This window comes from Xanthomonas sp. F10 (genome assembly GCF_014206815.1).
Lineage (GTDB): Bacteria > Pseudomonadota > Gammaproteobacteria > Xanthomonadales > Xanthomonadaceae > Xanthomonas_A > Xanthomonas_A indica.
Genome location: NZ_JACHNP010000003.1, coordinates 142,123 through 168,658, shown reverse-complemented (window position 1 = coordinate 168,658; position 26,536 = coordinate 142,123). Strand labels below are relative to the sequence as shown.

Here is a 26,536-nt window from a genome sequence, read left to right as displayed (position 1 = left end):
ATGGACGCGCATTTCCTCAACGAACCGATCCAGGCGCTGTACTGGACCGGGCTGCACGTCACCGGCTGGAAGCTGATCGGCTACGTCGGCGCGCTGATGTTCGGCGGCCGCTGGCTGGTGCAGTTCGTCGCCTCCAAGCGCGCCGGCAAGCCGGTGATCCCGCGCCTGTTCTGGTACATGAGCGTGGTCGGCAGCCTGATGACGCTGAGCTACTTCATGTTCTCGGCCAAGCAGGACTCGGTGGGCGTGCTGCAGAACCTGTTCCCCGCCTTCACCGCCTTCTACAGCCTGTACCTGGACATCAAGCACCGCGGCTGGCGCCGCGACCGCGCCTCGCATTGAGCGCGCGGCGCGCTTGCGCGTGATCGCAGGCGGTGCGCAACACGTTCCGATCGCGATCCACCACCCTTCGTAGGAGCGGCTTCAGCCGCGACCCGGATCCTGCCGCCCCTGCAGATACGTCGACAAGCGCGCACGCGGCGACTGCCAGCGCCGTTCCGACACGGATTCGCGCACTATTCCGACAAGCGCCACCGCCATGCCCCGCTGGTGCCACGCTGGGATGGATTGGATGCTGGTGCCATGCACATCCAATCAGCCAAAGGCCATCGCGCGCTGCGTGCCGGACGCCATAGCGACCGGGGACAGCTCTACTTGTTGACCGCCGTGACGTTCGAGCGCGCGCCGTTGTTCGCGGACTGGCGATGTGCTCATGCGGCGGCGGCATGCCTGGCTGAGCGAGACAGTTGGCCTGATGCCCGTCTGCTGTGCTGGGTATTGATGCCTGACCATTGGCACGGCTTGGTCGAACTGCAAACGACCACCACGTTGGCGCACGCCATGCACCGGGCGAAGGGCAGGTGCGCCCGTGCAGTAAATCTCGCGCGTGGTCGTGGTGGCTGCGTCTGGTCCCGCGGCTTCCACGATCATGCGCTGCGGCGCGACGACGACGTCTTGCATGTCGCCCGTTACATCGTGGCCAATCCATTGCGTGCCGGCCTGGTACCGCGTCTGGGCGACTATCCGTATTGGGATGCGGTGTGGCTGACTTCTCCACCGTGAAGTGGCAGACGTGAGCGAAGCCAACGGTGCAGGTGCATTGTATGGGCGGTCTCAGGACTTCTCATCAGTGAGGACGGCGTATTGTAGGAGCGGCTTCAGCCGCGACGGGCGTTACCGGTAATACCCGTCGCGGCTGAAGCCGCTCCTACAAAAGGCGACATGCCACGTTGGTTCCGGCAAAGCGGGTTACCAGATACCTTAACGCCGTCACCGCACATCATCGTCCACACAGGACTTCCGGCCCACCCGCCAGGCAGGGCAGGGGTGCGATGATCGACGATCCGTTCCCGCCGTGTGCCGCCCATGCCGATGCTCGCCAAGACCCCGCTGGCCATTTCCCTGCTGCTCGCTCTCGCCGTGGCCGCACCCACGTTGGCCGCGCCGCCGTCGTCGGCATCGTCCAGTGCAACACCGACCACGGCCGCTGCCAGCGCCGCCGATGCGCGCTTCCAGGCCATCTACGAGAAGGAGTGGGCCTGGCGCCAGGCGCAGCTCGGCCAGGCCGACGAGGACAGCGACAGCAGCGGCGACAACCGCCGTCTGCCGGACGTCGGCGCGGCGGCCCAGGCAGCGCGCCTGAAGGTGTGGGAGGACGTGTTGCGGCAGCTGGACACGCTCGATGCGGCCCAGCTTTCGCCGGAGAACCAGGTGAACCTGGCGGTGTACCGGCCGCAGGTGGAGAACCTGGCCGCGGCGGTGCGCCTGCGCGCCTACGAGATGCCGTTCAACTCCGACAGCGCGTTCTGGTCGGACCTGGCGTTCATGGCGCGGCGCAACCTGCGCACGCCCGACGAGTACCGCGCCTACATCGCGCGGCTGGAGGACGTGCCGCGCTACTTCGCGCAGCAGACCGACAACATGCGCGCCGGCCTCAAGCGCGGCTTCAGCGTGCCGCGCGCGGTGCTCGATGGCCGCGACGGCGCCATCGCCAACGTGGCCGAGCTGAAGGATCCGACCGCGGCGGTGCTGTACACGCCGTTCAAGCAGATGCCGGACCAGATCCCCGCCGCCGAGCAGGCGCAACTGCGCGCGCAGGCGCAGGCGGCACTGCGCGACAAGGTGATCCCGGCCTATGCGCAGCTGCTGACCTTCTATCGCCAGGAGTACATGCCGCAGGCGCGCACCACGCTGGCCGCCGAAGCTCTGCCCGACGGCAAGGCCTACTACCGGCAGCAGATCCGCGAGTACACCACGCTGGACATGGACCCCGAGCAGATCCACCAACTCGGCTTGCGCGAGGTGGCACGCATCCAGAAGGAGATGGACGCGATCATCCAGCAGGTCGGCTTCCACGCGCCGGCCGGGCAAAAGACCTTCCCGGCGTTCCTGCAGTTCCTGCGCACCGATCCGCAGTTCTACGTGAAGACCCCGCAGGAGCTGCTCGATCGCGCCGCGTGGATCGCCAAGCGCGTGGACGGGGAGGTCGGCAAGTTCATCGGCACGCTGCCGCGCGGCCGCTTCACCATCGTGCCGGTGCCGGCGGACATCGCCCCGTTCTGGACCGCCGGGCGCGGCGGCGTCGGCACCTACTGGCTCAACACCTACGACCTGCCGTCGCGGCCGCTGTACAACCTGCCGGCGCTGACCCTGCACGAATCTTCGCCGGGCCATTCGCTGCAGGGCGCGCTGGCCGAGGAGCAGGGCGCGCAGCCGGCGTTCCGCCGCGAGAACTACATCTCCGCCTACGGCGAGGGCTGGGCGCTGTATACCGAGAAGCTGGGCAAGGAGATGGGCATCTACGCCACGCCCTACGAGGACTTCGGCCGGCTCAGCTACGAGATGTGGCGCGCCTGCCGCCTGGTGATCGACACCGGCGTGCACCACAAGGGCTGGACCCGCGCGCAGGCGCAGGCCTACCTGCGCGAGCGCACCGCGCTCAGCGAGCACGAGGTCACCACCGAGGTCGACCGCTACATCTCCTGGCCGGGCCAGGCGCTGAGCTACAAGCTCGGCGAACTGACCATCCTCGACCTGCGCGCCGAGGCCGAGCGCGAACTCGGCCCGGAGTTCGACATCAAGTCCTTCCACGACGCGGTGCTGCAGCAGGGCTCGGTGCCGCTGCCGGTGCTGCAGCAGCAGATCCGCGCCTACATCGCCGCGCGCAAGAAGAAGGCCTGATCGCCGCCGTGCAGGCCCGCGCCGCTTCCCGCGGGAAGCGCGCCGGCCTGCGCCGGATCAGCCGGCCACGCGCGGCGCGGCGATGCGTGCGGCGAACGTCGGCAGCACCAGCAAGGTGAGCGCGGTGGCGGTCAGCAGGCCGCCGATCACCACCGTCGCCAGCGGTTTCTGCACCTCCGCCCCGGCGCCGCTGGCGATGGCCATCGGCAGGAAGCCGACGATCGCCACCAGCGCGGTGGTCAGTACCGCGCGCAGGCGGCTGGCCGCGCCGTCGATCGCTGCCTGCCACGGCGCCGCGCCGGCCTGGCGGCGCTCGCCGATGGCCTGCATCAAGACCAGCCCGTTCAAGGTCGCCACGCCGGACACGGCGATCAAGCCGACCGCCGCCGAGACCGAGAACGGCATGCCGCGCAGCAGCAGGGCGAGGATGCCGCCGACCAGCGCCAGCGGCACGCAGCCGAACACCAGCAGCGCTTCCCTGGCGTTGCGCAGGGCCATGAACAGCAGGCTGCCGATCAGCAGGAACACCACCGGCACCACCATCGCCAGGCGCCGTTCGGCACGCTGCAGGTTCTCGAACTGCCCGCCCCAGCGCAGGTAGGCGCCCGGCGGCAGCGCCACCTCGGCCACCGCTGCCTGCGCCGCGGCGACGAAGCCGCCCAGGTCGCGGCCGCGCACGTTGGCCTGCACCACCACGCGGCGGCTGCCGTTGTCGCGGCTGATCTGGTTCGGCCCTTCGCTGACGTCGATCCGCGCCACCGAGGACAACGCAATCACCTGCCCGGCGGGCGTGGCGATCGGCAGTGCGGCCAGTTGGTCCGGATCGTTGCGCGCGGCGTCGTCCAGCCGCACCACCACGTCGAAGCGGCGGTCGCCCTCGAAGATCCGTCCGGCCGCGGCGCCGCCGATGCCGGTGCTCACCGCCGCGCTGACGTCGGCCGCGGTCAGTCCGAGTTGCGCGGCCGCCACGTGGTCGATGCGCACGTTGAGCGTGGGCAGGCCGGCGACCTGTTCCACCCGCACGTCGGCGGCGCCGGGCACCGCACGCAGTCTCAGCGCCACCTGGTCGGCGGCGGCGCGCAGGCGCTGCATGTCGTCGCCGAACACCATCACCGCCAGGTCGGTGCGCACGCCGGAGATCAACTCGTTGAAGCGCAGTTCGATCGGCTGGCTGAACTCCACGCCGTTGCCCAGTTGCTGCCCGGCCAGTTGCTCCAGGCGTTCCACCAGCGCCTCCTTGTGCAATGCCGGATCGGGCCACTGCGCGCGCGGCTTCAGCACGATCACGCTGTCGGAGATGTTGGTCGGCATCGGGTCGATTGCCGCCTCGGCGGTGCCGGTGCGCGAGAACACCGCCGCCACCTCCGGCTGCTGGGCGATGGCCGTCTCCAGCGCCAGCTGCATCGCCAGCGACTGCTCCAGCGAGGTCGAGGGCACGCGCAGCGCCTGCATCGCCACGTTGCCTTCGTCCAGCGTCGGCATGAACTCGCGGCCCAGCAGCGCGAACGCGCCTACGCCGAGCACGCCCACCAGCGCCACGCCGGCGGCCACCGTGCGCGGTCGTGCGACCGCGCTTCCGATCAGCGGTTGCAGGCGTCGCCGCAGCCGGCGGATCAACCAGGTTTCGTGGTCATCGGCGTGGTCCTCGGCGGCGTCGGCGCGCGGGGTCGGCTCGCGTACCAGCAGCGCGGCCATCGCCGGTACGAAGGTGAAGGAGAACAGGAACGCGCCGACCAGGGCCAGCATGAAGGTCGCCGCCATCGGCTGGAACGTCTTGCCCTCCACGCCCTCCAGGGTGAGGATCGGCGCGAACACCAGCAGGATGATCAACTGGCCGAATGCCGCCGGTCGCGCCATCTTGCGTGCGGCCTCGGCGGCCACGCCCAGCCGCTCGGCCGCGGTGAGGGCGCGGCCGAGCGCGGCGCGGCGCTGGCCCAGCAACAGCAGCGTCGACTCGACCACGATCACCGCGCCGTCGACCAGGATGCCGAAGTCCAGCGCGCCCAGGCTCATCAGGTTGCCGCTGATGCCGAAGCGCTGCATGCCGATCACCGCGAACAGGAACGACAACGGGATCACCAGCGCGGCGATGGCCGCCGCGCGCAGGTTGCCCAGCAGCAGGAACAGCACCACCACCACCAGCAACGCGCCCTCGCTGAGGTTCTTGGCCACCGTGCGGATGGTGGCGTTGACCAACACGCTGCGGTCCAGCACCGGCATGGCGACGATGTCCGGCGGCAGGGTGGCGTTGACCTGCTGCAACCGCGCGGCCGCGGCCTGCGCCACGGTGCGGCTGTTGTCGCCGGCGAGCATCAGCGCCGTGCCCAGCACCGCCTCGTGGCCGTTGCGGCTGGCCGCACCCAGGCGCGGCGCGCGGCCGGAGGCGACCTCGGCCACGTCGGCCACGCGCACCACCACGCCGTTGCGGGTGGCCACCGGCGCCTGTGCGAGATCGTCGGCGCCCAGCGCCAGGCCATCGGCACGCACCACCAGGCCTTCGCCGGCGCGCTGCACGAAGCCGGCGCCGGCTTGCACGTTGGCGCGCTGCAGGGCCGTCACCAGATCCGCCAGGCCCAGGCCATGCGCGGCCAGCCGCGCGGTGTCCGGATGCACGGCGAATTCCTTGACGTAACCGCCGATCGTGTCGACCCCGGCCAGTCCCGGGCTGGAGCGCATCTGCGGCGCGATGATCCAGTCCTGCACGGTGCGCAGGTAGGTGGCGCGCTCCTGCGGCGTGCGCAGCAGCTCGCCTTCCGGCGTGCGGTAGACCGCGCCGGCCTGCCAGCCCGCCGCGCCCGGCTGTGCCAGCCGGGCCGGGTCGAACGCGGTGAAGTCCACCGTCCACATCAGCACCTCGCCCAGGCCGGTGGTCACCGGCGACAGCCGCGGCGTCACGCCGTCGGGGAGATCCTCGGCCGCCTCGCGCATGCGCTCGGCCACCTGCTGGCGGGCAAAGTACAGGTCGGTGGCGTCGCTGAAGATCGCGGTGACCTGCGAGAAGCCGTTGCGCGACAGCGAGCGCGTGGTGACCAAGCCGGGAATGCCGGCCAGTGCCGTCTCCAGCGGATAGGTCACCTGGCGTTCGATCTGCTCGGGGGTCAGCGCCGGCGCCACCGTGTTGAGTTGCACCTGGCGGTTGGTGATGTCCGGGACCGCGTCGATCGGCAGCCGGCCCAACTGATACAGGCCCCAGCCGGCGATCAGCGCGGCCAGGAATAGCACCAGCCAGCGCAGGCGCACCGCGGTTTCGATGATGAGCGTGAACATGGTCGCCTCCTCAGTGGCCGTGTTCGGCGTCGCCCTTGGCCAGTTCGGCCTTGAGCAGGAAGGCGTTGCGGCCGGCGATGCGTTCGCTGCCGCGCAACCCGTCGAGGATCTCGATGCGGTCGCCGGCGCGGCGTCCGGTCAGCACCGGCTGCGCACGGAAGCCCTCGGCGACGGCGACGAATACCGCGCTGCGTCCTTCCACGGTCTGCACCGCGTCGGCCGGCACGCTCAGCGCGGTGTCCTGGCCCTCGGTGACGACCACTGCCGTCACCGGCGACCCGGCCGGCGGCACCGGCGCGGCGACCGGCATCGCACGGATCACCGCGGTGCCGCCCGGCGCGCGCAGGTCGGCGGTCGCCGCGGTGACCGTAGCGGCAAAGTTGCCGCCCGGCGCGCTCACCTCCAGCGTCGTCCCCGGCGCGACCTGCGCCGCCAGCGCCGGCGGCGCGGCAAACACCAGTTCGTTCATGGCCGGATCGGTGACCTCGGCCACCACGCTGCCGGCCGCGACCACGCTGCCCGGAGTGACCTGCACCGCGCCGACCCGCCCGTCCAGCGGGCTGACGATGCGCACGCGGCCGCTGGCGTCGGGCGCGCCATTGGCGGCGGCCTGCGCCTGCGCCGCCGCGGCCTGCGCACGCGCCGCCACCGCCCGCGCATGCGAGCTTTCCAGCTCCTGCCGGGCGACCACGCCCTGCGCGACCAGGGTCTGGTCGCGCGCATGCGCCAGCCGCGCCGCCTCGGCCTCGGCGCTGGCGGCCAACGCATTGGCGCGGAACACTGCGGCCTCGCCGCTGACCACGATCGCCAGCGGCTGCCCGCGGCGCACCGCGCTGCCGGGCGCGACCAGTACGCGCTCGACGCGGCCGGTGATGCTCGCGGCCACCGCGGCGCGTGCACCCACCGCCGGTTCGACCCGGCCGGCCAGGCGGGTCGAGGCGCCGCCGCCGCGGCCGACCGCGACCACCTCGATGCCGGACGCGGCGCGTTGCTGCGGGGTCAGCCGCACCGTGTCGCCGGGTTCGGCCTCGGCGTCCGCAGCGGACGTCGTCGCGGGTTCGCGCGCATCCTGCTGGCGCTCGGCGCCATGGCCGTGCGCCTCGTCGGCCGCCGGGGCGGCCTGCTTGTCGCCGGCGCAGGCGGCCAGCAGGAGGGCCGGCAAGAACGCCAGCAGCAGGCTGCCGGCACGGAAGAGTGGGCGGGACAGGTTCATTGGGCCTCCATGAACGGCGCGCGCCCTTCCAGGCGGGCCAGCTCGATTTCTGCCGTGACCCGCGCCAGGCGGGCGTCCACGGCGATGCCGCGGGCGGCGATGAGCGCAGCACGGGTGCTGCGCAGTTCCAGTTGTGCGATGCGTCCGGCGTCGAAGCCGATGCGGGCGAGACGATAGGCCTCCTCCGCGGCCGCCACGCCGTCGTCGGCCGCGCGTGTGCGGCTGCCGGCGGCCTTCAGCATGGCGAGCGCGGCCAAGCGGTCGGCGGCGCTGGCGCGGCGTTGCTGGTCCAGCCGCGCCTCGGCCGCGCGCTGTTCGGCGCTGGCGGCGCGGACGCCGGCGCGGTTGCGGTCGAACAACGGCACGCTGAGGCTGACGCCAAGCGTGTAGGCGTGCGCGCGGTCTTCGCGGACGCGCGTCTGCCCGGCGGTCAGGCTCAGGTCGGGCAGGGCGCGCTTGCGCTCCACCTCGACCAGGCGCGCGGCGGCCTCGGCCTCGGCGCTGGCGATGCGCACCGGCAGCGCCGCCGCCTCACGCGCGCGCGGCAACGGCGGCGCGCGGTCGAGCAGGCCGGCGTCGATGGACTGCACCGGCGTCTCCAGCAGGGCGATGGCGGCCAGGCGCGCCAGTGCCGCGTCGCGGAACGCCTGCGCCTCGTCCACGGCGGCGCTGGCATCGGCCACCTCGCTGCGCGCCTGCACCGCGCGCAGCTGCGGCTCGCGGCCCTGCGCGACCATCGCGGCCATGGCCGCCGCATCGTCGCGGGTCAGCGCCAGCGCCTGTTCGGCCAGGGCGGCGCGGCGCACCGCGGCCTCGGCCTGCGCGTAGGCCAGCGCCAGCTCGCCGGCGGCATCGCTGCGATGCTGCGTGCCGCGCACGGCGGCCGCATCGGCGTCGGCGCGGGCCGCGCGGATGCGTGCGCCGCGCTGGCCCCACAATTCCAGCGGTTGCGACAGGGTGAGCGAGATCTCGGCCCGGCCGGTGCCGGCATAGGTGCCGCTGCCCCAGGCGTTTTCGCTGGACCAGGACAGCGACGGGTTGGGCAGCGCCCGGGCCTGCTCGGCGCGCGCGTCGGCGGCCTCGGCCAGGGCCGCGCCGACGCGGGCGCCAGGCAATTGGTCCAGCCGTTCGAGCAAGGTGTCGTAGGAAGGAGCGGTCTGCGCCATCGCCAGCGCGGCCGGGGCCAGGCCCAGCAGCACGGCGACGACCCGCCCGGCCGCGCGCGGCGGCCGACGTGTCGGAGTCGACATGAAGAAATTCCAGAGGTGAGGGAAACGGAAACCCGCGATCGCGGGACACGCTCAACTCACGCTCTGGGCGGGCGCTTCAATCCGTCCTGGACGACGCCCGCAGGGGAAGCGTCGGCGGCCTGCATCCAGCGCGCCGGTCGCGGCGCGCCGAACACGGCGAGGGCGCTCGCCGGCAGGCTCAGATTCGAGTGGTGGCAATGGTTGTGGCTGCAGCTGCCGGCGTGCTTGCCGTCGCTGTCCTCGCCATCGGCATGCGCCGCGGCCGGCGTGTGCACGGCATCAGCGGATTCCGGCTCCAGCGCGCAGGCCAGCGCGTCGGCCACCGGCACGACCACGAACGCCGCCAGCAGCAGCATCAGCAGGGAGGTACGCAGTGGTCGAAAGAAACGGCGCATGAGGCCGGCAGACTAACAAGCGCTTCCGCGCGGACACAATATCAACGCCGCGCGCTGCCGCATGCTCAGGGCAGCTTCGCGATCACCTTGATCTCGAACTGGAAGCCGTACAGCCAGGTCACGCCGATGCCGGTCAGGGTCGGGTGCGGGGCCTGGCCCCAGTACTCGGGCACGATCGCCCAGGCGGTGGCGAAGTTCCGTTCCGGATCGACCAGGAACACGGTCGCGTCGATCACGTCGTCGAACGTGCAGCCGGCGGCGGCCAGCACCGCGTTGAGGTTGTCGAAGGCGCGGCGCACCTGGGTGGCGAACTCCGGCTCGGGCGAGCCGTCCTCGCGGCTGCCGACCTGGCCGGAAACGAACAGCAGGCCATTGCAGCGGATCGCCGGCGAGTAGCGGTTGCGCGCGTACAGCGCCTGGCCGCCGGCGGGAAAAACGACGTCGCGGTGGGACATGGGTGTGCTCCAGAAGAAGGCGGCGCGCAGTGCGCGTGCCGGAGCCGCCATCGTGGCCGGCACCGTTGTCTGGATAAAGCGCGATGATCCGCATAGATTGATTGCAAATTCCAAACAATCGCGGGGCCGCCGATGGACCGATTCGAGGCGATGCGGGCGTTCGCGCGCGTGGTGGAGACCGGCAGCTTCACCCGCGCCGCGCACACCCTGCAGCTCAGCCGCACCAGCGTGACCCAATTGGTGCAGCAACTGGAGGCGCACCTGCGGCTGCGCCTGCTCCACCGCACCACCCGCCGGGTCAGCGTCACCGCCGACGGCGCCGCTTACTACCCGCGCATCGCCCGCCTGCTGGCCGACCTGGAAGAGGTCGAGGCCGGCCTGGGCAGCGCCGCCGCGGCCCCGCGTGGGCGCTTGCGCATCGATGTGCCAGGTCCGTATGCGCGGTTGCGGCTGGTGCCGGCGTTGCCCGACTTCCATGCCCGCTACCCGCAGATCCAGCTCGACGTGGGTGTGAGCGACCGCGAGGTCGACGTGATCGCCGACCAGGTCGACTGCGTGATCCGCGGTGGCGCGCCGGCCGATCCGGCGCTGGTGGCGCGGCCGCTGGCCAGTCTGCCGCTGGGCTTCCATGCCAGCCCGGCGTACCTGCATCGGCACGGGGTGCCTGACCACCCGCGCGCGCTGGACGGGCCGGCGCATCACACGGTGGGCTTCCTCAGCCCGCGAAGCGGCCGCGCACGCAGTTTCCAGGCGCGGCGCGGTGAGGAGCAATGCGCGGTGCAGGGGCGCTACCAGGTCGGCTTCGACGACGGCAACGCCTATCTGGCCGCCGGCCTGGCCGGGTTGGGCGTGGTCGTGCTGCCGTCCTACATGGCGGCAGCGCATGTGGCCGAGGGTACGCTGCGGCCGCTGCTGCAGGACTGGCAGTTGCCGCCGATGCCGATGCACCTGATGTTCGCGCCCAACCGGCACATGAGCCAGCGGCTGCGCGCGTTCATCGACTGGGCGGTGGAGGTGTTGGGCCCCGCGGAGCCGGTCTAGTCGCCGCTGGTGCCGATCATCGCCGACGGCGTGCGAGGTCGTGTGTACCGCCCCGGGCGTTCAAGGCGCGGGCCGCGCCTGTGGACAACTTGCACAAGCCCTTGATCGCCTGCATAATGCGCGGCTCGCTGTGCCCGACGAGGTCGGGGCCGGCGGCCGGATGCGCGATCTCCGGCCGGCCTCTCCCAGCGTAACCGTTTGATTTCCCACGTCGCGTGGTGGCCGCAGGGCTGCCGGGGCCGCCGTCTCCCAGGCTATGGGCGACCAAACTACTATCGAGGTGCGCAATGTCCCGCGTATGCCAAGTGTCCGGCAAGCGTGTGCAGACGGGTAACAACGTCTCCCACGCCAACAACAAGACCCGCCGTCGTTTCCTGCCCAACCTGCACGAGCGCCGCTTCTGGGTCGCCAGCGAGAACCGCTGGGTCAAGCTGAAGGTTTCCGCGCACGCGCTGCGCACCATCGACAAGAACGGCATCGACACCGTTCTGGCTGAGCTGCGTGCGCGCGGCGAAAAGGTCTGAGGAGTAGAGCATCATGGCAGGCAAGCGCGATAAGGTCCGTATGATTTCCTCGGCCGGTACCGGCCACTTCTACACCACGGACAAGAACAAGAAGAACACCCCGGGGAAGATGGAATTCCTCAAGTACGATCCGGTCGTGCGCAAGCACGTCCTGTACAAGGAAGGCAAGATCAAGTGATCGGCTGATCCTCGGATCGCTGCTCACGCTGGACACGGAACCCGCCGCAAGGCGGGTTTCGTGCGTCTGGGGAACGGAAAACCCCGCCGCCGATGCGGCCATGGTTGCGTTTGCCGGCGCAGTCCGCAGAATCGGGCGACCTGGGTTGCGAGGATCGCGATGCTGCCGGTCTGGTTGGAAGGCACGTGGCTGCTGGCGCTGGACTGGCTGATCCGGCTGGTGGCGCTGTTGTGGATCCCTACCCGCACCACGCCCGGCGCGGCACGCAGCTGGCTGTTGCTGGTGGGCTTCGTGCCGTTGTTGGGATTGCCGCTGTACCTGTTGCTCGGCCATCCCTGGCTGTCGCGCGAGCGCATCCGCCGCCAGGCGCTGGCCTCGCAGGTGATCCGCGAGCAGCAGGTGCCGCTGACCGCGCTGCGCTGGGCGCCGCCGGCCGACACCGTGGTCGCTGAAGTGGTGCCGCTGGTCGAGCGTCAGGGCGATTTCATGCCGACCCATGGCAACAGCGTCGAGCTGCTCGATCGCTATGCGCCCTCGCTGCAGGCGCTGATCGACGACATCGACGCGGCGGTCGAGCGCGTGCACCTGCTGTACTACCTGATGTTCGACGACGCGGTCGGCGATGCGGTGAGCGCGGCGTTGCTGCGCGCCGCCGCGCGCGGCGTGCGCTGCCGGCTGCTGCTGGATGCGCGCGGCGGCCGTCGCGGCCTGCGCCGTTACCGCAAGCGCCTGCACGCGGCCGGGGTCGAGGTGCAGGCCTTGTTGCCGGGCGGGCTGCGCTGGCGCCGCAGCGGGCGCATGGACCTGCGCAACCACCGCAAGATCGCGGTGATCGACAACCGCGTCGGCTACATCGGCTCGCAGAACCTGGCCGAGCCGCAGTTCGTCCCCGGCCATCCCAACCGCGAACTGGTGGCGCGGGTGCAGGGGCCGGTGGTGGCGCATCTGGAAGCGGTGTTCGCCAGCGACTGGTTCATCGAGACCGGGCAGCGCCTCAGCGTGGTCGCACCCGCCTCCATCCACGGTGGCGGCGTCGCCGCGCAGCTGCTGCCCAGCGGACCGGCGTACCCGTTCGAGAACGCGCGCGACACCGTCAACGCGCTCGTCCATCTGGCGCGGCGGCGCATCGTCATGGTCACGCCGTACTTCGTGCCGGACGAGGCCACGCTCAGCGCGCTGCGCATCGCCGCGCTGTCCGGGGTGGACGTGCAGCTGATCCTGTCCGAGAGCAACAACCAGCGGCTCACCGCCTGGGCACAGGAGGCCTACTACGACGAGCTGCTGCGCAGCGGAGTCAAGATCGCGCTGTACCGGCCGTGCTTCCTGCACGCCAAGCACCTGAGCGTGGACGAAGGCATCGCCCTGGTCGGGTCGATCAACCTGGACATCCGCTCGTTCGCGTTGAACGCCGAGGTCGGCATGCTGTGCTACAGCGCCGCGGTGGTGCAGCGGCTGCGCGCGGTGGAGGCCGATTACCTGGCCGATGCGCGGGTGCTGACGCTGCAGGACTGGCGCAAGCGGCCGGCCTGGCGGCGCAGCCGCGAAGGCATCGCCCGCCTCGCCGATGCCCTGATGTGACGCACGCCGATGACAGGCGCATGACGCGCTCATGCGCGATCGGTGCCGGCACATGCGCGACGGTTCTCAGCCGCGGGCCGGGTCGGTGGAGGCTTCCCTTACAATCGCGGCATGAGTGAGCTTGTCCCCAGCGACCCGGTCGACGACGACTGCGACATCGCCATCGTCGGCGGCGGCGCGGCCGGCGTGCTGGTCGCCTTGCAGCTGCTGCGCCACGCCGACACCGCGCTGCGCGTGCAACTGATCGAATCGCAGCCGGCGCTGGCGCAGGGCGTGGCTTATGCGACGCCCTGCGCCGAGCACCTGTTGAACGTGACGGCCGGCCGCATGAGCGCCTTCGCCGAGGCGCCCGACGATTTCCTCGACTGGCTGCAGCAGCAGGCGCTGTATCCGCAGCTGTCGCGTGCGGCGCTGGCCGAAGCCTACGTGCAGCGCCGCCATTACGCCGCCTACCTGCGCGCGCGGCTGCAGCAGGCGCAGGCCGCCGGGCCGGCGCGCCTGCAATGGCGGCAGGCGCGCGTGCTGGCGCTGCACCCGCAGCCGACCGGCGCGCACCTGCTGCAGTTGCACGACGGTGGCCACCTGCACGCCGGTGCCACCGTGCTGGCGCTGGGCAACAGCCTGCGTCCGCTGCCGGCGCGCGGTGCCCCCAGTCTCGACGCGCCGTCGCGGATCGAGGCCTGGGACTACGCGCAGTTGCAGGCGATTCCGCGCGAGGCGACGGTGTGCATCGTCGGCTCCGGCCTGAGCATGGCCGACAGCGTGCTGACCCTGCTGGCCAACGCGCACCGCGGTCCCGTGCACGTGGTCTCGCGGCACGCGTTGCTGCCGTTGCCGCACGCCGCACATGGCGCGCCGGCCGACTTCGATGCGCATGCGCTGCTGGCGATGCCGCTGCGCCAGCGCGTGCGCGCGCTGCGCCGCCACGCCGCCGCGGCGCAGGTGCAGGGCCAGCCCTGGCAGAGCGTGATGGACCGGGTGCGGCCGCTGAGCCAGGCACTGTGGCAATCGCTGTCGGTCGCCGAGCAGCGCCGGTTCCTGCGCCACGTGGTGCGCTACTGGGATGTGCACCGGCATCGCATCGCCGCGCCCGTGTTCGCGCAACTGCAGGCGATGCGCCAGGTCGGCCAGTTGCGCCTGCACCGCGCGCGGCTGGACACGGTGTTCCCGGTCGGCGCCTGCGTGCAGGTCAACGGCATGGGCGCCGACGGTGCGCCGTTGCAGCTCGACGCGCAATGCGTGATCAACGCCACCGGCGTCGAACTGCGCGCGCAGACCATGCGCAATCCGCTGCTGCACCAGTTGCTGGGCTGCGGCCATGCGCAGCCGGGGCCGCACGGCATCGGCGTGGGCAGCGCCGCCGACGGTGCGCTGCTCGACGCCGACGGCCGCGCCACGCCGCGCATCCGCGTGCTCGGCAGCCTGCGCATCGGCAGCCTGTGGGAAAGCCTGGCGATCCCCGAATTGCGGGTGCAGGCGCAGCAGACCGCGCAGGCGCTGCTGGCGCTGGACGTGTCGACAGCGGCCGTGCATTGAGCGTCGCGGCGCATGCCGGCCGCGGTTGCGCGCGGCGCAGCTGCGACCTCCTTTGTAGGAGCGGCTTCAGCCGCGACCCGGGATTTCGGTAACGCCCGTCGCGGCTGAAGCCGCTCCTACAGGGACAGGGCCTTTGCGTCGTTTCTAGTCGCGGCCGGCATTGCCGGTCCTACAGGCGGGTCTCCTATCGCGATCACAGGCCCCATCCACCGCGTTCTGCGGCGTGCGCCCGAGCAGCAGGCAGATCGCGATCGCCGCCAGCGCGGTGATCGCCGCCAGCACCCGGGTGAGCGTGCCGAAGGCCGCCGCGTAGGCCAGGCGCAGTTGTGCGGCGGACAGCGCGCCCTCCTGCATGGAGGCCGGCAGGTCGCCGGCGACCAGGCGCTGCGCGGTGTCCGCCAGGGCCGCGTGCGGCAGCAGCGGTGCAACCGTGGCCAGCCGCACCTGCAGCAAGGCCGCCAGCAAGGCCGCCACGCTGGCCAGGGCGATGCCTTCGCCGGCCACGCGCAAGGTGCCGAACAGGCCGGCGGCCATGCCGGCGCGTTCGCTCGGCACCACGCTGACCGACAGCGCATCCATCAGGCCCCAGGGCAGGGCGGTGCCGGCGCCGATCACCAGCAGCGCCGGCAGCGCCTGCGCCGGCGGCCGCGCGCCCAGCCAGCACAGGCCGGCCGCGGCCGCCGCCAACCCGGCCGCGGACAGCCAGGCCGGGGCGATGCGCTGCGCCAGCACGCCGGCCAGGCTCGGCACCAGCAGCATCGGCGCCGACAGCGCCAGCAGCGTCAGGCCGGCGCTGGCGGCGGGCGCGCCATCCACGCCGATCATGCGCAGCGGCAGCAGCACCAGCAGCACCACGTAGCTGTAGCAGGTGGCGACCGGCAGCAGCTGCACGCCGACGAAGCGCCGGTAGCGGAACAGGCTCAGGTCCAGCAGCGGATGGCGGCGGCGTCGTTCGATCTCCACGAAGGCGAACAGCAGCAGCGCGGCGGCGCCGAGCAGGGCCAGTGTCGCGGCGCTGCCCCAGCCGCTGTGCGGCCCCTGGATCAGGCCGGCGGTGAACAGCGCCAACGCCGCGCTGAAGCTCACGGCACCGGCACGGTCGGGCGGACCGGCGGCCGGAGTGCGCGAGGCGGGCAGCCAGCGCGCGGCCAGTGCCCACGCCAGCGCCGCGACCGCGGCCACGCCGAAGAAGATCGCGCGCCAGCCCAGCCGTTCGCTCAACGCGCCGGCGGCCAGCGGGCCGAACGCCAGGCCGGTGCCGAAGGTGGTGCCGAGCAGGCTGAACGCACGCGTGCGCGCGGCGCCGGTGTACAGCGGCGCCAGCGCCGCGGTGCCGGCGGCCAGCGCGGCGGCGGCACCGACACCCTGCAGCGCCCGCCACAGGTCGATCGCCGCGACCGAACCGGCCACCGCCACGCCCAGGGTCGCCAGGGCGAACAGCGCCAGGCCGCCAAGGAACACCCGGCGCCGTCCATGCCGATCGGCGAGCGCGCCGGCGGCCAGCAGCAGGCTGCCGAAGCTGAGCATGAAGGCATTGGTGATCCAGGCCAGGGCCAGCGCGCTGCCGCCCAGGGCCGCACCGATCGCCGGGGTGGCGACGGCGCCGCCGGAGAAGTTCAGCGGCAGCGCCAGGGCGGCCAGGCACACCGCGGCCAGGGCGGCACCCCGGCGCGGCAGGGGCGTGGAGGGGGAGGTCGAAGCGGAGGTCATCGGAGCGACTCTTGGGCGGATGTCGGAAGGCCACTAGAGATACCGAGGCGGTAATCCGCGAAAAAGACCCTGCTCTTCCACGCTTTGCGGAACAGAACGCTCTAATATCGCCGCATGGACCGCCTCACCGGCATCGTCGCCTTCGTCCGTGCCGCCGAGCAGCGCAGTTTCGTCGGTGCCGGCCGCGTGCTCGGCATCTCGGCCTCGGCGGTGGGCAAGAGCGTCGCGGCGCTGGAACGCGAGCTCGGCGTGCGCCTGCTGCAGCGGACCACCCGGCGCATCGCGCTGACCGCCGAGGGCGCGCTGTTCCTGGAGCATTGCCAGCGCGTGCTGGCCGACCTGCGCGAGGCCGAGGAGGCGCTGGCGCAGACCCGGCAGGCGCCGCGCGGGCGCCTGCGGGTCGGCCTGCCGACCATCGGCTACCGGTTCCTGGTGCCGCTGTTGCCGGAGTTCCGCCAGCGCTATCCGGACGTGGAGCTGGACCTGGACTTCGACGACCGCGTGGTCGATCTGCTCGAACACGGCCTGGACGCGGTGATCCGCAGCGGCGTGCAGGCCGACTCGCGGTTACTCGCGCGGCGGCTGGGGCCGTTCCGCTTCTGCCTGTGCGCGGCGCCGGACTACCTGCGCCGCCGCGGCGTGCCGCAGACCCCGGCGGAACTGGCCGCGCACGATGGCGTGCTGTTCCGCGTTCCCGATACCGGCAAGCCGCAGGACTGGCCGCTGGCCGCGGCGCCGCTGCCGCCGGCGGTGCTCACCTGCAACAACATGGAGGCGGTGCGCGCGGCGGCGATCGCCGGCATGGGCATCGCCTGCATGCCGGCGTTTCTGGCCCGCGATGCGTTGGCCGACGGCCGCCTGCAGTCGGTGTTGGATGCGCACATGGCCGATGGCGGCGCGTTCTTCGTGGTGTGGCCGTCGCGCCGGCAGCTCTCGCCGAAGCTGCGCGTGTTCGTGGATTTCCTCGCCGAACGGCTGTTCCGCACCGATTGACGCCAGGCCGTGTGCCGGGCGGCGCGCGCTGTCGCAGCCGCTGCGCCGCTGCACCGGCTAAAATGCACGGGTGGATGTCTCTCATTTGCTCGACGATCTGAACCCCGCCCAGCGCGAGGCCGTTTCCGCCGCCCCCGGCCACTACCTGGTCCTGGCCGGCGCCGGCTCCGGCAAGACGCGCGTGCTCACCCATCGCATCGCCTGGCTGCACCAGGTGCATGGCGTGCCGGTGCACGGCATCCTGGCGGTCACCTTCACCAACAAGGCCGCGGGCGAGATGCGCCACCGCGCCGACCTGCAGTTGCGCAACGGCAGCCGCGGCATGTGGATCGGTACCTTCCACGGCCTGGCGCACCGCCTGCTGCGCCTGCACTGGCAGGACGCGAAGCTGCCCGAGAGCTTCCAGGTGCTCGACGCCGACGACCAGTTGCGCCTGGTCAAGCGCGTGGTGCAGCAGCTGGAGCTGGACGAGGGCAAGTTCCCGCCCAAGCAGATCGTGTGGTGGATCAACCAGCAGAAGGACGAGGGCCGCCGCGCGCAGCACATCCAGCCGGAGCCGCGCGACGAGTGGGTCACCACGTTGCGCAACGCCTACGCGCTGTACCAGGAGCGCTGCGACCGCGCCGGCCTGGTCGACTTCGCCGAACTGCTGCTGCGCGCGCACGAACTGCTGCGCGACACCCCGGCGTTGCTGGCGCATTACCGCGCCCGCTTCGGCGAGATCCTGGTCGACGAATTCCAGGACACCAACGCCATCCAGTACGCCTTCGTGCGCGTGCTCGCCGGCGACAGCGGCCACGTGTTCGTGGTCGGCGACGACGACCAGGCGATCTACGGCTGGCGCGGCGCCAAGGTCGAGAACGTGCAGCGCTTCCTCACCGATTTCCCGAGCGCGCAGACCATCCGCCTGGAGCAGAACTACCGCTCCAGCGCCAACATCCTCAACGCCGCCAACGCGGTGATCGCGCACAACCCCGACCGCATCGGCAAGCAGCTGTGGACCGATTCGGGCGATGGCGAGCCGATCGACCTGTACGCGGCCTACAACGAGGTGGACGAGGCGCGCTACGTGGTCGAGCGTGTGCGCCAATGGGTACGCGACGGCGGCAGCTACAGCGAGGCGGCGGTGCTCTACCGCAGCAACGCGCAGTCGCGCGCGTTCGAAGAGGCGCTGATCGCCGAGCAGGTGCCGTACCGCGTCTACGGCGGCATGCGCTTCTTCGAGCGCGCCGAAATCAAGGACACCCTGGCCTACCTGCGCCTGGTCGCCAACCGTGCCGACGATGCGGCATTCGAGCGCGCGGTCAACACGCCGCCGCGCGGCATCGGCGACCGCACCCTGGACGAGGTGCGGCGCCTGGCGCGCGCGCAGTCGCTGTCGCTGTGGGCGGCGGCGCAACAGGCCGCGCAGCAGGGCGGCGAACTGGCCGCACGCGCGCGCAACGCGCTGGGCCAGTTCCTCGGCCTGATCGAGCAACTGGCCGCGGACGTGGCCGGGCTGCCGTTGCCCGAACAGATCGACCAGGTGCTGGCGCGTTCCACCCTGCGCGATCACTGGAGCAAGGAGAGCCGCGGCGGGCTGGATTCGGAGTCGCGCACCGACAACCTCGACGAACTGGTCTCGGTGGCCTCGCGCTTCGTCCGCGCCGATGGCGACGAGGATGCCGACGAGGGCCGCCAGGCGATGACCGAACTGGTCGCGTTCCTGGCCTATGCCTCGCTGGAGGCCGGCGAAGGCCAGGCCCAGGCCGGCGAGGACGGCGTGCAGTTGATGACCCTGCACTCGGCCAAGGGCCTGGAATTCCCGCTGGTGTTCCTGGCGGGCATGGAAGACGGCTTGTTCCCCAGTGCGCGTTCGCTGGAAGAGAGCGGGCGCCTGGAGGAAGAGCGGCGCCTGGCCTATGTCGGCATCACCCGCGCCCGCCACAAGCTGGTGCTGAGCTATGCCGAGTCGCGGCGCATCCACGGCCAGGACAACTACAACGTGCCCTCGCGCTTCCTGCGCGAGATCCCGCGCGAGCTGCTGCACGAAGTGCGGCCGAAGGTGCAGGTCTCGCGCAGCGCCTCGCTGGGGGCACCGCGCAGCCTGGGCCACAGCGTGATCGAGGCGCCGGCGATCAAGCTCGGCGCCAACGTGCAGCATCCCAAGTTCGGCGGCGGCGTGGTCATCGATTACGAAGGCAGTGGCGCGCACGCCCGCGTGCAGGTGCAGTTCGACGAAGCCGGCGCCAAGTGGCTGGTGATGGCGTACGCCAATCTGACGGTGCTGTGAGTGGCGGCAGCGCGCGGACCTCGTGCCGCCTCGCGATCAGGGCGTGCGCTTGTGCGCGATGCAGATGCCGTCGCTACCTGCGTTTTCGCTCTGATTGCACAAGCTCCAGCAGCGCTGCGCTGGCCGTGACCAGGCGGTGGCGATGCGCTCGCATTGGGTGATGGCGTCCTGCAGGTCGCTGGCGGATAGCCACCCGCACCCCATCGTGGGCAATGACACGTGAGGCTTACTGATGGCAGTGTCGCCCACGACCAGAATTGCGCGTTTGCCCTGGTTTTCGCGAAAGAACATCGCCGCCTGCTGCGCCGATGCGCACTGCAACAGCACTGCGGCGACCTCATTGCGGTAAATGATGATGCGCAGCGCATCCGGGCGGTAGTTCAGGCGCGCCGCACCGCGATCCACGCAGATCTTTGAATTGTCGGCAGGCGATGCGAGCAGATGCCGATCCTGCTGCCGTGTCGTTGCCGAACACGGCATGCCGATCCAGACCTGCGGCGGATCGCTAGGCGAGGGATGCGATGGTGATCCCACCGCACCGCACCCGCCGAGCAGGCTCGTCCAGATCGCCGCGGCTGCGATCCTTGGCAGCCCGCGTTCTGATGTGCGCATGCGCATGCGCAGGCGACGCGTCACCCTGCGCATGCGTCAGCGCTGCGACGCCGCGACGCGGGTGAAGTAATTGGTGCGCATCGTCGGCGTGCCGTCCGGTGCGAATGTGGAGACCGTCTCGGTCATCGAGCGTCCGTCCGCGGCGACGGTGTAGATGCGGGTCGAGGCCACGCTCTTGTCCTTGGCCAGCATCATCATAAGTACGTTGGGGGCCGGCATCTGCAGGGCGAAGACATCGGCCTCGAAGTTGTTCTTCACCGGCGTGGCGCCGCCATCGAGCGCGGCGACGCCTTCGGCATGCATGGTGCCACCGCCCTGTTCGGCAATGTCGACCTTGACCGCCCACTTGCCCTTGCCCGCCTCGCTGAAGCGCAGGGTGACGGCCTCGGGCCGGTCCTGGGGTGCCCGATCCAGGCGCGCCACGTCCACGGCCCAGTTGCCGAGCAGGGGCGAGGGCGCAGCGGGTGCGGCGGATGCTGACAGACACGGCGACAGCAGCGTCGCGAGCGCGACGGCGAACAGCAGTTTCATGCGACCTCTCGGGAATGATGCGCGGCGATGAGGACAGCCAATGGTGCGCTGCGCGCGTTCGCTCGGTCGACTGTGCCGGGGTGCCGAAGAGCGCATCCGTGCGGCGGCATGACCATACTGCTCCAGAACGCGTGCGCTGCGACGCTAGCACCGGAGGCGCAGCGCAACAAGTCCGGTGGTCAGGAGGCTGGGTCCGTCGCGTGCATGGCCTTGCTCAGCCCGCGCCGCGCCGTCTCCGCGCCTCCAGCACCGCATAGCCGGCACAGGCCAGCAGCAGCGGGCCGAGGTAGTAGAAGGCGCGATAGGCCAGCAGCGCGGCCAGCAAGGCCGACTGCGGCGCCTGGGATCCCAACAGCGGCAGCACCACCGCTTCCAGCACGCCGATGCCGGCCGGCACGTGGGCGATGGCGGTGGCCACGGCCGCCGCCAGCAGTGCGCCGAGCACCGAGAGGTAGGCCACGCCGGCCGGCATCAGCACGTACAGCAGGGCCCCCATCAGCGCCCAGTTGCCGGCACCCAGGCCAAGTTGCAGCAGGGCCAGCGGCAACGGCGGCAGGTGCAGGGTGTGGCCGCGCACCTGCAGCGTGCGGCCATGTGCGCGCTGGCAGCCGATCAGGTACGCCAGCACGGCGGCCAGCATCGCGGCGCCGATCCAGGGCAGTGCCGCGCCGCTCAGCGGCCACTGCGCCGGCGTGCGCAGGCGGCCGCTGACCAGCAACGCGCCGGTCAACAGCAGGTAGCCCATCCAGTTGGTGGCGATGGCGAAGCCGACCACGCGGCTGATCGTCGCCAGCCCCAATCCGGCGCGCCCATACAGGCGGTAGCGGATGCCGGTGCCGCCGATCAGCGCGCCGACATTCAGGCTGAAGGCGTAGGCAATGGTCGCGATCGCCATCACCCGCGGCGTCGGAAGCGCATGCGCCGCGTAGCGACGCGCGGCCAGGTCGTAGCCGGCATACAGCACATAGCTGGCTAGGCTCAGCCCGGCCGCGACGGCCAGGGTGCCGGCGCCGTAGCCGGCCAGGGTCGTGCCGACCTGCGCCCAATCCACGTTGTGCGCCGCGCGGACCAGCAGGACCGCCACCAGCACCAGGAAGGCCAGATAGGCGACGCGGCGCAGCACGCGCCAGCGTTTGCGCGGTCGGCTCATGGCGCGTGCCGCTTGCGCCGCAGCACCGCGGTGCGCGGCGTGCGCGCCGGCAGCCGGCTGGCCCACTGCGGCACGTTGCGCAGCACATGGAACAGCAGCGGCCGCAGCAGCGGTTGCCAGAAGCGTCCGCGTGGCACCTGCGCCGGCACGACTTCGCGGCAGTGCCGTTGCATCAGCCGTTGCAGGCGCCCGTGCAGGTCGCGCGCGAAGGCGGCATTGCGGATCACCAGGTTGGCTTCCAGGTTCAGCGCCAGGCTCAGCGGATCCAGATTGCTCGATCCCACCGTGCTCCAGTGGCCGTCGATCACCGCGACCTTGCCGTGGAACGGGCGCTCGCAGTATTCGAAGATCTGCACGCCGGCATCGACCAGATGCCGGTACAGCGCGCGTGCGGCGAACAGCGCCAGCGGCGTGTCCGGCTGGCCCTGGAAGATCAGCTTCACCGCCACCCCGCGGCGGGCGGCGGCGCACAGGTCGCGCAGGAAGCCGTAGCCGGGGAAGAAGTAGGCGTTGGCGAGCACGATCTCGTGGCGCGCGCCGCGGAACGCCTGCCGGTAGGCGCGTTCGATGCTGCGCGAACGGCCGGCATTGTCGCGCGGCAGGAAGCACACTTCGGCCTCGCCGGCGGGCGGCACATCGACCTTCTCCTGCGGCACCCACCCCGCGCCGGTACCGTGGGTGTCCAGGGTGCGGCGCACGAACGCGACCATGTCCGCCACCACCGGGCCGTGCACCTCCACCGCGTAGTCCTGCTTGGCCTCCGGGCCGAAATCGGCCAGATGATCGGCCGACCAGTTGATGCCGCCGATCATGCCGATCCGCCCGTCCACCACCAGCAGCTTGCGGTGCATGCGCCGGAACACGTTCAGGCGCACGCCGAGCAGGGTCGGCTGCTGGTCGAACAGGCGCAGCTCGGCGCCGGCCTCGGTGAGTTCGCGCACGAAGCCGGGCGAGAGATCCGGCGAGCCGAACGCGTCCACCAGCAGGCGCACGCGCACGCCGCGGCGGGCGGCGGCGACCAGGTGGTCCTTCAGCGCCAGGCCCACCTTGTCCTCGAACCAGATGAAGGTCTCCAGCAGCACCTCGTGCCGGGCCGCATCGATCGCGGCGAAGGCGCGCGGGAAATACGCATCGCCGTTCTCCAGCAACTGCAGGCGGTGCCCCTGGCGCCAGCGCGTGTCGCGGTTCGCCGCACGGTTCACAGCACGATCCTGGCATGCAGCGGCGCGTGGTCGGACAGGTGCGACCAGGGGCGGCCGGTCAGCACCCGTGCGGCCTCGATGCGCACGTTGCGCAGATAGATCCGGTCCAGCGGCAGCAGCGGCCAGCGCGCCGGGAAGCTGCGCGCCACACGCCCGTGCAGGTGCGCGAAGGCTTCGGTCAGGCCATGCCGCTGCAGCAGCGGATGCCCGCGCTGGCGCCAGTCGTTGAAATCGCCGGCGACGATCAGCGGCGCCTGCGCCGGCAGTTCGGCGACCAGCGCGCCGAGCAGGCCGATCTGCCGGCGCCGGTGCGCCTCGCGCAGGCCCAGGTGCACGCAGATCGCGTGCACCGCCATGGCATGCCCGGGGATCTCCAGCACCGCATGCAGCAGTCCGCGGTGTTCGTGGCCGGCGATGGAGACGTCGCGGTTGACGAAGGAGGCGATCGGGAAGCGCGACAGCAGCGCGTTGCCGTGGTGCCCATGCGGATACACTGCATTGCGGCCGTAGGCGAACTGCGGCCACAGCGCGTCGGCGAGGAATTCGTACTGGCTCTGCGCCGGCCAGTCGGCATGGCGGCCGGCATGCACCTGGTGTTCGCCCAGCACTTCCTGCAGGAACACCAGGTCCGCGGGCAGGGCGCGGATCGCCGCGCGCAGTTCCGGCAGCATGAAGCGCCGCTTCAGCACGCTGAAGCCCATGTGCGCATTGATGGTCAGCAACTCGATCGCAGGCATGCCGGGGCAGGACGGACATTACGCCTGCCATTGTCGCCAGCCTCCGCGTGCGGCGCGTGACGGCGCCGCTGCGCGTGGCCTGCCGCCGCTGCGTTGCCGGCAGCGGCGGCGGTGTCGGCTCAGCGCCGTGCGGCGATGATCTTGCTCAGGTAGTCCGGCGTGCCCTCGACCCGCACCAGGTGCGGGTACTGCAGGCCGTCGTGGTAGTTCACCGGCACGTCGCGCACACCGCCTTGGTACTTGAGCGTCAGCACGATCGGCGCGCTGCCGCCCTTGGCGTCGGCGATGGCCTGCTTGAGCGTGTCGCGCGAGTAGTCCTGGCCATTGACCGCGAGCACCGTGGCGCCGCTGCTGACCCCGGCCTTGAACGCCGGCCCATCCCACAGCACGTCGTTGATGCTGGCGTCGTCGTTCATCACCAGGCCGATCGACCAGGCGAAGTTGTAGCGGTGCCGCGCCGACTGGTGGCGGCCGTCGTACTGCTTCTCGAATGCGCTGGGCTGGTCGGTGTACACCAGCTTCCAGCCGCTGGCCTGCAGGCCTTCCAGCAGCGGCGGGTCCACCTGGTACACGCGCCGGTTGATGTAGTCGGCCCAGTCGTAGTGGACCACGCCATCGAGCGCGGCGATGACGTCGTCGAAGGTATAGGTCTTGACCGCGAAACTGCCGTCGTCGATACCGAAAAACGCCTTGGCCACGTCGTCCAGCGACTTGCGGCCGCCGCTCATCGCGCGCAGCTTGGCGTCCACCGCCAGCCACACCATCTGCCCGCCGCTGTAGTAGTCCTCGCTCATCTGCCAGCTGCGGTAGGGCAGCGGCGCGCGATGCGCGGCGGTGGGGTCGTTGGTGGTGTCCTCCAGCGAGCGCCAGCGGAAGCCGGCGCGGTTGCGGTCGTAGTTGGCCGCGGTCATCGCCAGCGCGTCGCGGAACTGCTGTGGCGTCCACATCCCGGCGCGTGCGGTCAGCACATACCCCCAGTACTGGGTCTGGCCCTCGTAGACCCACAGCAGCGAGTCGCCCATCGGCACGTTGAAGGTGGGCGTCCACAGGTCGGCCGGGCGCCGGAACTTGCCGTTCCACGAGTGCGTGTACTCGTGCGCGAGCAGGTCGCGGTCCGGGGCGTTCTCGTCCCAGGCGCTGAAGTAGTCGGCGGCCAGCCCGTTCTCGCTGGACTGGTGGTGCTCCAGGCCGTTGCCGCCGAGCACGTCCGACAGCGAGAACAGGAAGTCGTAGTGCGCGTAGTGGTGCGAGCCGAACAGCTTGATCGCCTGCACCGGCAGGTTGCGGTGCGCCTGCAGCTGCTCGGCGCTGATGTCCAGGAACCGCGGCGCGTCGGCGACCACGTCCAGGTGCACCGGCGCGCTGCCGGCCGGCGTCAGGTCCACGCGCTTGAAGTAGCGCCCGGCGTAGATCGGCGAGTCGACCAGGGTGGTGAAGTCCACCGGCTTGAAGGTGGTGGTGGCGCCGTTGCGGCTGGCGGTCTCCAGCGCGGTGCCGAACTCCCAGCCGGCCGGCAGGGTCACGCTGGGCACCACGGTGATGCCGCGGGTGTCGTGGCCGGCCGGGTACAGCGCCACCTTGTTCCACTCCAGCTGCAGCATCTTGTCGGTCATCTCGAAGCCGTCGTCGCGCGGCGACAGGTACTGGAAGCTGGCGTCGATCGCGCTTACGCCTTGCGGCACGTCGACATGGAAGCTGTACACGTCGAAGGTGTCGCGGCGCCACGGCAGCGGCGCGCCGTTGGCGGTGAGGGTGAGGCCGGCCAGCATCGCCACCGGTCCGCTCGGCGAATGGTCGCCGGGGATCCACTGCGGGTACTGCAGGGTCAGCCGCCCGGCGCTGACCGGGATGGTCTCGCGCACCCGGTAGATGCCCTGGCGCACGTCGCCGGCGTCCACCTGCAGGGTCAGCGTGCCGGGATAGGGCGTGTCCTGCGGCGCCGGCACGTCGGGCGTGCGCACCACCTGCGCCTGCGCGGCACCGGCGAGCGCCAGGCCGATGCCGAGGACCAGCGCCCGGCGGGCGCGACGGGAGACGGGGAAAGCGGTGGCGGACATGCGCGGCTCCGAGGGCGGGGTACGGAAGCGCGGAACGTTAGCACCTGCCGCCGCCGCCGGTGCACCGGGTCGGCCCGGCCGGGAACGCGCCGGGCGATGCCGTTCATGCGGGTACAGTGCGCCTGCGGCTGTCGGAAGGCGGTGCGCCGATGCGGCGCCCATCCAGTGCGTCCCGGCAGTTGGTTGCCCGCGTCGGTCTGCCGCGGGGCAGTTCGCTCACAAGCGAGGCGTCGCCGGCCGCCTTGCCCGTCCGGCGCTGCGGCCAGCGCGCGCGCCGCTTCAGTCCTTCAGTGCCCCGTCGCCCGGATCGCTGGCGGCGTAGGTCGAGGTCGGCAGCTCCGCGGCGTGCGGATGCCGCAGCGCCTCGCGCAGCGGTGCGGGCAGGTGCTCGACCGCCAGGATCACCTTGCCGAAATGCACGTCGCGCACCGCGCTCGACGGCACCACGAAATCGCCGCCGTTCTCGATATTGATGACAAAGGCCGCGCCGCCGTCGCGCACTTCGCGCACCGCACCCACACCGACCTCGCCGTCGGCGACGAACACCATCTGGCCTGCTTCCACACGCTGTGACATCGCGCACCGCCTTGTCTGGGAGAAAAATCCGCGGGGCCGGGCGTGCGCCGACGCGGTCGGGACGATGATCGGACGCGCA

Annotated in this window: 23 protein-coding genes; 10 read left to right on the top strand and 13 right to left on the bottom strand. The window is 71.4% G+C overall.

Annotated features, from left to right (window positions below):
* The 3 genes from FHR56_RS17595 (at nucleotide 1) to FHR56_RS17585 (ending at nucleotide 3,180) form a co-directional block, all read left to right on the top strand.
* The gene (locus FHR56_RS17595) at nucleotides 1–342 is read left to right on the top strand and encodes a lipid-A-disaccharide synthase N-terminal domain-containing protein (protein ID WP_048491144.1); all 342 of its coding nucleotides are present in this window, start codon (nucleotides 1–3) and stop codon (nucleotides 340–342) included.
* 240 nt (nucleotides 343–582) lie between these two features.
* Nucleotides 583–1,062, top strand: a complete 480-nt coding sequence (locus FHR56_RS17590; RefSeq protein ID WP_184502706.1) for a transposase — start codon at nucleotides 583–585, stop codon at nucleotides 1,060–1,062.
* A gap of 303 nt (nucleotides 1,063–1,365) precedes the next feature.
* Nucleotides 1,366–3,180, top strand: a complete 1,815-nt coding sequence (locus tag FHR56_RS17585; protein ID WP_184502705.1) for a DUF885 family protein — start codon at nucleotides 1,366–1,368, stop codon at nucleotides 3,178–3,180.
* A 57-nt stretch (nucleotides 3,181–3,237) separates the two neighbouring features.
* Here FHR56_RS17585 and FHR56_RS17580 read toward each other — a convergent pair whose 3' ends face one another.
* From FHR56_RS17580 to FHR56_RS17560, 5 genes are all read right to left on the bottom strand, one after another.
* Complete coding sequence (locus tag FHR56_RS17580) at nucleotides 3,238–6,447, bottom strand: CusA/CzcA family heavy metal efflux RND transporter (protein WP_160946930.1); 3,210 nt, start codon at nucleotides 6,445–6,447, stop codon at nucleotides 3,238–3,240.
* A 10-nt stretch (nucleotides 6,448–6,457) separates the two neighbouring features.
* On the bottom strand, nucleotides 6,458–7,660 hold the full coding sequence (locus tag FHR56_RS17575; protein WP_160946931.1) for an efflux RND transporter periplasmic adaptor subunit: 1,203 nt from the start codon (nucleotides 7,658–7,660) through the stop codon (nucleotides 6,458–6,460).
* Nucleotides 7,657–8,910: a TolC family protein gene (locus FHR56_RS17570; protein ID WP_160946932.1), complete on the bottom strand. Its 1,254-nt coding sequence runs from the start codon at nucleotides 8,908–8,910 to the stop codon at nucleotides 7,657–7,659. Before FHR56_RS17570 ends, FHR56_RS17575 begins: the two co-directional genes overlap by 4 nt.
* A 56-nt stretch (nucleotides 8,911–8,966) precedes the next feature.
* Nucleotides 8,967–9,305 (bottom strand): hypothetical protein, encoded by a 339-nt coding sequence (locus tag FHR56_RS17565; RefSeq protein ID WP_160946933.1) that lies wholly within the window; start codon nucleotides 9,303–9,305, stop codon nucleotides 8,967–8,969.
* 65 nt (nucleotides 9,306–9,370) lie between these two features.
* Complete coding sequence (locus tag FHR56_RS17560; protein WP_160946934.1) at nucleotides 9,371–9,760, bottom strand: RidA family protein; 390 nt, start codon at nucleotides 9,758–9,760, stop codon at nucleotides 9,371–9,373.
* Nucleotides 9,761–9,892: 132 nt separating this feature from the next.
* Between FHR56_RS17560 and FHR56_RS17555 the strand changes: the two genes are divergently transcribed.
* From FHR56_RS17555 to FHR56_RS17535, 5 genes are all read left to right on the top strand, one after another.
* Entirely contained in the window at nucleotides 9,893–10,801 is a 909-nt protein-coding gene (locus FHR56_RS17555) for a LysR family transcriptional regulator (protein ID WP_160946935.1), read from the top strand.
* Between the two features lie 287 nt (nucleotides 10,802–11,088).
* On the top strand, nucleotides 11,089–11,325 hold the full coding sequence (gene rpmB / locus FHR56_RS17550; RefSeq protein ID WP_010342733.1) for a 50S ribosomal protein L28: 237 nt from the start codon (nucleotides 11,089–11,091) through the stop codon (nucleotides 11,323–11,325).
* Between the two features lie 10 nt (nucleotides 11,326–11,335).
* The gene (rpmG, locus tag FHR56_RS17545; protein WP_169411268.1) at nucleotides 11,336–11,503 is read left to right on the top strand and encodes a 50S ribosomal protein L33; all 168 of its coding nucleotides are present in this window, start codon (nucleotides 11,336–11,338) and stop codon (nucleotides 11,501–11,503) included.
* Between the two features lie 159 nt (nucleotides 11,504–11,662).
* Nucleotides 11,663–13,081 (top strand): cardiolipin synthase, encoded by a 1,419-nt coding sequence (cls, locus tag FHR56_RS17540; RefSeq protein WP_160946936.1) that lies wholly within the window; start codon nucleotides 11,663–11,665, stop codon nucleotides 13,079–13,081.
* Nucleotides 13,082–13,192: 111 nt separating this feature from the next.
* Nucleotides 13,193–14,617, top strand: a complete 1,425-nt coding sequence (locus tag FHR56_RS17535) for an FAD/NAD(P)-binding protein (RefSeq protein WP_160946937.1) — start codon at nucleotides 13,193–13,195, stop codon at nucleotides 14,615–14,617.
* Between the two features lie 144 nt (nucleotides 14,618–14,761).
* Here FHR56_RS17535 and FHR56_RS17530 read toward each other — a convergent pair whose 3' ends face one another.
* The gene (locus FHR56_RS17530) at nucleotides 14,762–16,327 is read right to left on the bottom strand and encodes an MFS transporter (protein WP_160946938.1); all 1,566 of its coding nucleotides are present in this window, start codon (nucleotides 16,325–16,327) and stop codon (nucleotides 14,762–14,764) included.
* A 114-nt stretch (nucleotides 16,328–16,441) separates the two neighbouring features.
* Between FHR56_RS17530 and FHR56_RS17525 the strand changes: the two genes are divergently transcribed.
* Nucleotides 16,442–17,320, top strand: a complete 879-nt coding sequence (locus tag FHR56_RS17525; RefSeq protein WP_160946939.1) for a LysR substrate-binding domain-containing protein — start codon at nucleotides 16,442–16,444, stop codon at nucleotides 17,318–17,320.
* 70 nt (nucleotides 17,321–17,390) lie between these two features.
* Nucleotides 17,391–19,592 carry a DNA helicase II gene (uvrD, locus tag FHR56_RS17520; RefSeq protein WP_160946940.1) on the top strand — a complete coding sequence of 734 codons (2,202 nt, stop codon included), beginning with the start codon at nucleotides 17,391–17,393 and terminating at the stop codon, nucleotides 19,590–19,592.
* A 36-nt stretch (nucleotides 19,593–19,628) separates the two neighbouring features.
* Here the strand turns inward: uvrD and FHR56_RS17515 are convergent, their stop codons facing one another.
* From FHR56_RS17515 to FHR56_RS17485, 7 genes are all read right to left on the bottom strand, one after another.
* Nucleotides 19,629–20,228, bottom strand: coding sequence for a hypothetical protein (locus tag FHR56_RS17515; protein ID WP_160946941.1), 600 nt, complete (start codon nucleotides 20,226–20,228; stop codon nucleotides 19,629–19,631).
* A 12-nt stretch (nucleotides 20,229–20,240) separates the two neighbouring features.
* A complete protein-coding gene (locus FHR56_RS17510; RefSeq protein ID WP_184502704.1) occupies nucleotides 20,241–20,735 on the bottom strand; it encodes a hypothetical protein in 495 nt (164 codons plus the stop codon).
* Nucleotides 20,736–20,949: 214 nt separating this feature from the next.
* On the bottom strand, nucleotides 20,950–21,885 hold the full coding sequence (locus FHR56_RS17505) for a lysylphosphatidylglycerol synthase domain-containing protein (protein ID WP_202406950.1): 936 nt from the start codon (nucleotides 21,883–21,885) through the stop codon (nucleotides 20,950–20,952).
* Nucleotides 21,882–23,087 carry a cardiolipin synthase ClsB gene (gene clsB / locus FHR56_RS17500; RefSeq protein WP_160946943.1) on the bottom strand — a complete coding sequence of 402 codons (1,206 nt, stop codon included), beginning with the start codon at nucleotides 23,085–23,087 and terminating at the stop codon, nucleotides 21,882–21,884. The genes FHR56_RS17505 and clsB overlap by 4 nt, the downstream gene beginning before the upstream one ends.
* Complete coding sequence (locus FHR56_RS17495) at nucleotides 23,084–23,824, bottom strand: endonuclease/exonuclease/phosphatase family protein (RefSeq protein ID WP_160946944.1); 741 nt, start codon at nucleotides 23,822–23,824, stop codon at nucleotides 23,084–23,086. Before FHR56_RS17495 ends, clsB begins: the two co-directional genes overlap by 4 nt.
* 119 nt (nucleotides 23,825–23,943) lie before the next feature.
* Nucleotides 23,944–25,881 carry a M61 family metallopeptidase gene (locus FHR56_RS17490; protein ID WP_160946945.1) on the bottom strand — a complete coding sequence of 646 codons (1,938 nt, stop codon included), beginning with the start codon at nucleotides 25,879–25,881 and terminating at the stop codon, nucleotides 23,944–23,946.
* 279 nt (nucleotides 25,882–26,160) lie between these two features.
* Entirely contained in the window at nucleotides 26,161–26,457 is a 297-nt protein-coding gene (locus tag FHR56_RS17485; RefSeq protein WP_184502703.1) for a hypothetical protein, read from the bottom strand.
* Nucleotides 26,458–26,536 lie beyond the last annotated feature (79 nt).

What these genes read in the sequence shown, in the direction of transcription:
- FHR56_RS17595 (WP_048491144.1), top strand. Translation starts at nt 1, where the DNA reads ATGGACGCGCATTTCCTCAACGAACCGATCCAGGCGCTGTACTGGACC.
- FHR56_RS17590 (WP_184502706.1), top strand. Translation starts at nt 583, where the DNA reads ATGCACATCCAATCAGCCAAAGGCCATCGCGCGCTGCGTGCCGGACGC.
- FHR56_RS17585 (WP_184502705.1), top strand. Translation starts at nt 1,366, where the DNA reads ATGCCGATGCTCGCCAAGACCCCGCTGGCCATTTCCCTGCTGCTCGCT.
- FHR56_RS17580 (WP_160946930.1), bottom strand. Translation starts at nt 6,447, where the DNA reads ATGTTCACGCTCATCATCGAAACCGCGGTGCGCCTGCGCTGGCTGGTG.
- FHR56_RS17575 (WP_160946931.1), bottom strand. Translation starts at nt 7,660, where the DNA reads ATGAACCTGTCCCGCCCACTCTTCCGTGCCGGCAGCCTGCTGCTGGCG.
- FHR56_RS17570 (WP_160946932.1), bottom strand. Translation starts at nt 8,910, where the DNA reads ATGTCGACTCCGACACGTCGGCCGCCGCGCGCGGCCGGGCGGGTCGTC.
- FHR56_RS17565 (WP_160946933.1), bottom strand. Translation starts at nt 9,305, where the DNA reads ATGCGCCGTTTCTTTCGACCACTGCGTACCTCCCTGCTGATGCTGCTG.
- FHR56_RS17560 (WP_160946934.1), bottom strand. Translation starts at nt 9,760, where the DNA reads ATGTCCCACCGCGACGTCGTTTTTCCCGCCGGCGGCCAGGCGCTGTAC.
- FHR56_RS17555 (WP_160946935.1), top strand. Translation starts at nt 9,893, where the DNA reads ATGGACCGATTCGAGGCGATGCGGGCGTTCGCGCGCGTGGTGGAGACC.
- rpmB (WP_010342733.1), top strand. Translation starts at nt 11,089, where the DNA reads ATGTCCCGCGTATGCCAAGTGTCCGGCAAGCGTGTGCAGACGGGTAAC.
- cls (WP_160946936.1), top strand. Translation starts at nt 11,663, where the DNA reads ATGCTGCCGGTCTGGTTGGAAGGCACGTGGCTGCTGGCGCTGGACTGG.
- FHR56_RS17535 (WP_160946937.1), top strand. Translation starts at nt 13,193, where the DNA reads ATGAGTGAGCTTGTCCCCAGCGACCCGGTCGACGACGACTGCGACATC.
- FHR56_RS17530 (WP_160946938.1), bottom strand. Translation starts at nt 16,327, where the DNA reads ATGACCTCCGCTTCGACCTCCCCCTCCACGCCCCTGCCGCGCCGGGGT.
- FHR56_RS17525 (WP_160946939.1), top strand. Translation starts at nt 16,442, where the DNA reads ATGGACCGCCTCACCGGCATCGTCGCCTTCGTCCGTGCCGCCGAGCAG.
- FHR56_RS17510 (WP_184502704.1), bottom strand. Translation starts at nt 20,735, where the DNA reads ATGAAACTGCTGTTCGCCGTCGCGCTCGCGACGCTGCTGTCGCCGTGT.
- FHR56_RS17505 (WP_202406950.1), bottom strand. Translation starts at nt 21,885, where the DNA reads ATGAGCCGACCGCGCAAACGCTGGCGCGTGCTGCGCCGCGTCGCCTAT.
- FHR56_RS17495 (WP_160946944.1), bottom strand. Translation starts at nt 23,824, where the DNA reads ATGCCTGCGATCGAGTTGCTGACCATCAATGCGCACATGGGCTTCAGC.
- FHR56_RS17490 (WP_160946945.1), bottom strand. Translation starts at nt 25,881, where the DNA reads ATGTCCGCCACCGCTTTCCCCGTCTCCCGTCGCGCCCGCCGGGCGCTG.
- FHR56_RS17485 (WP_184502703.1), bottom strand. Translation starts at nt 26,457, where the DNA reads ATGTCACAGCGTGTGGAAGCAGGCCAGATGGTGTTCGTCGCCGACGGC.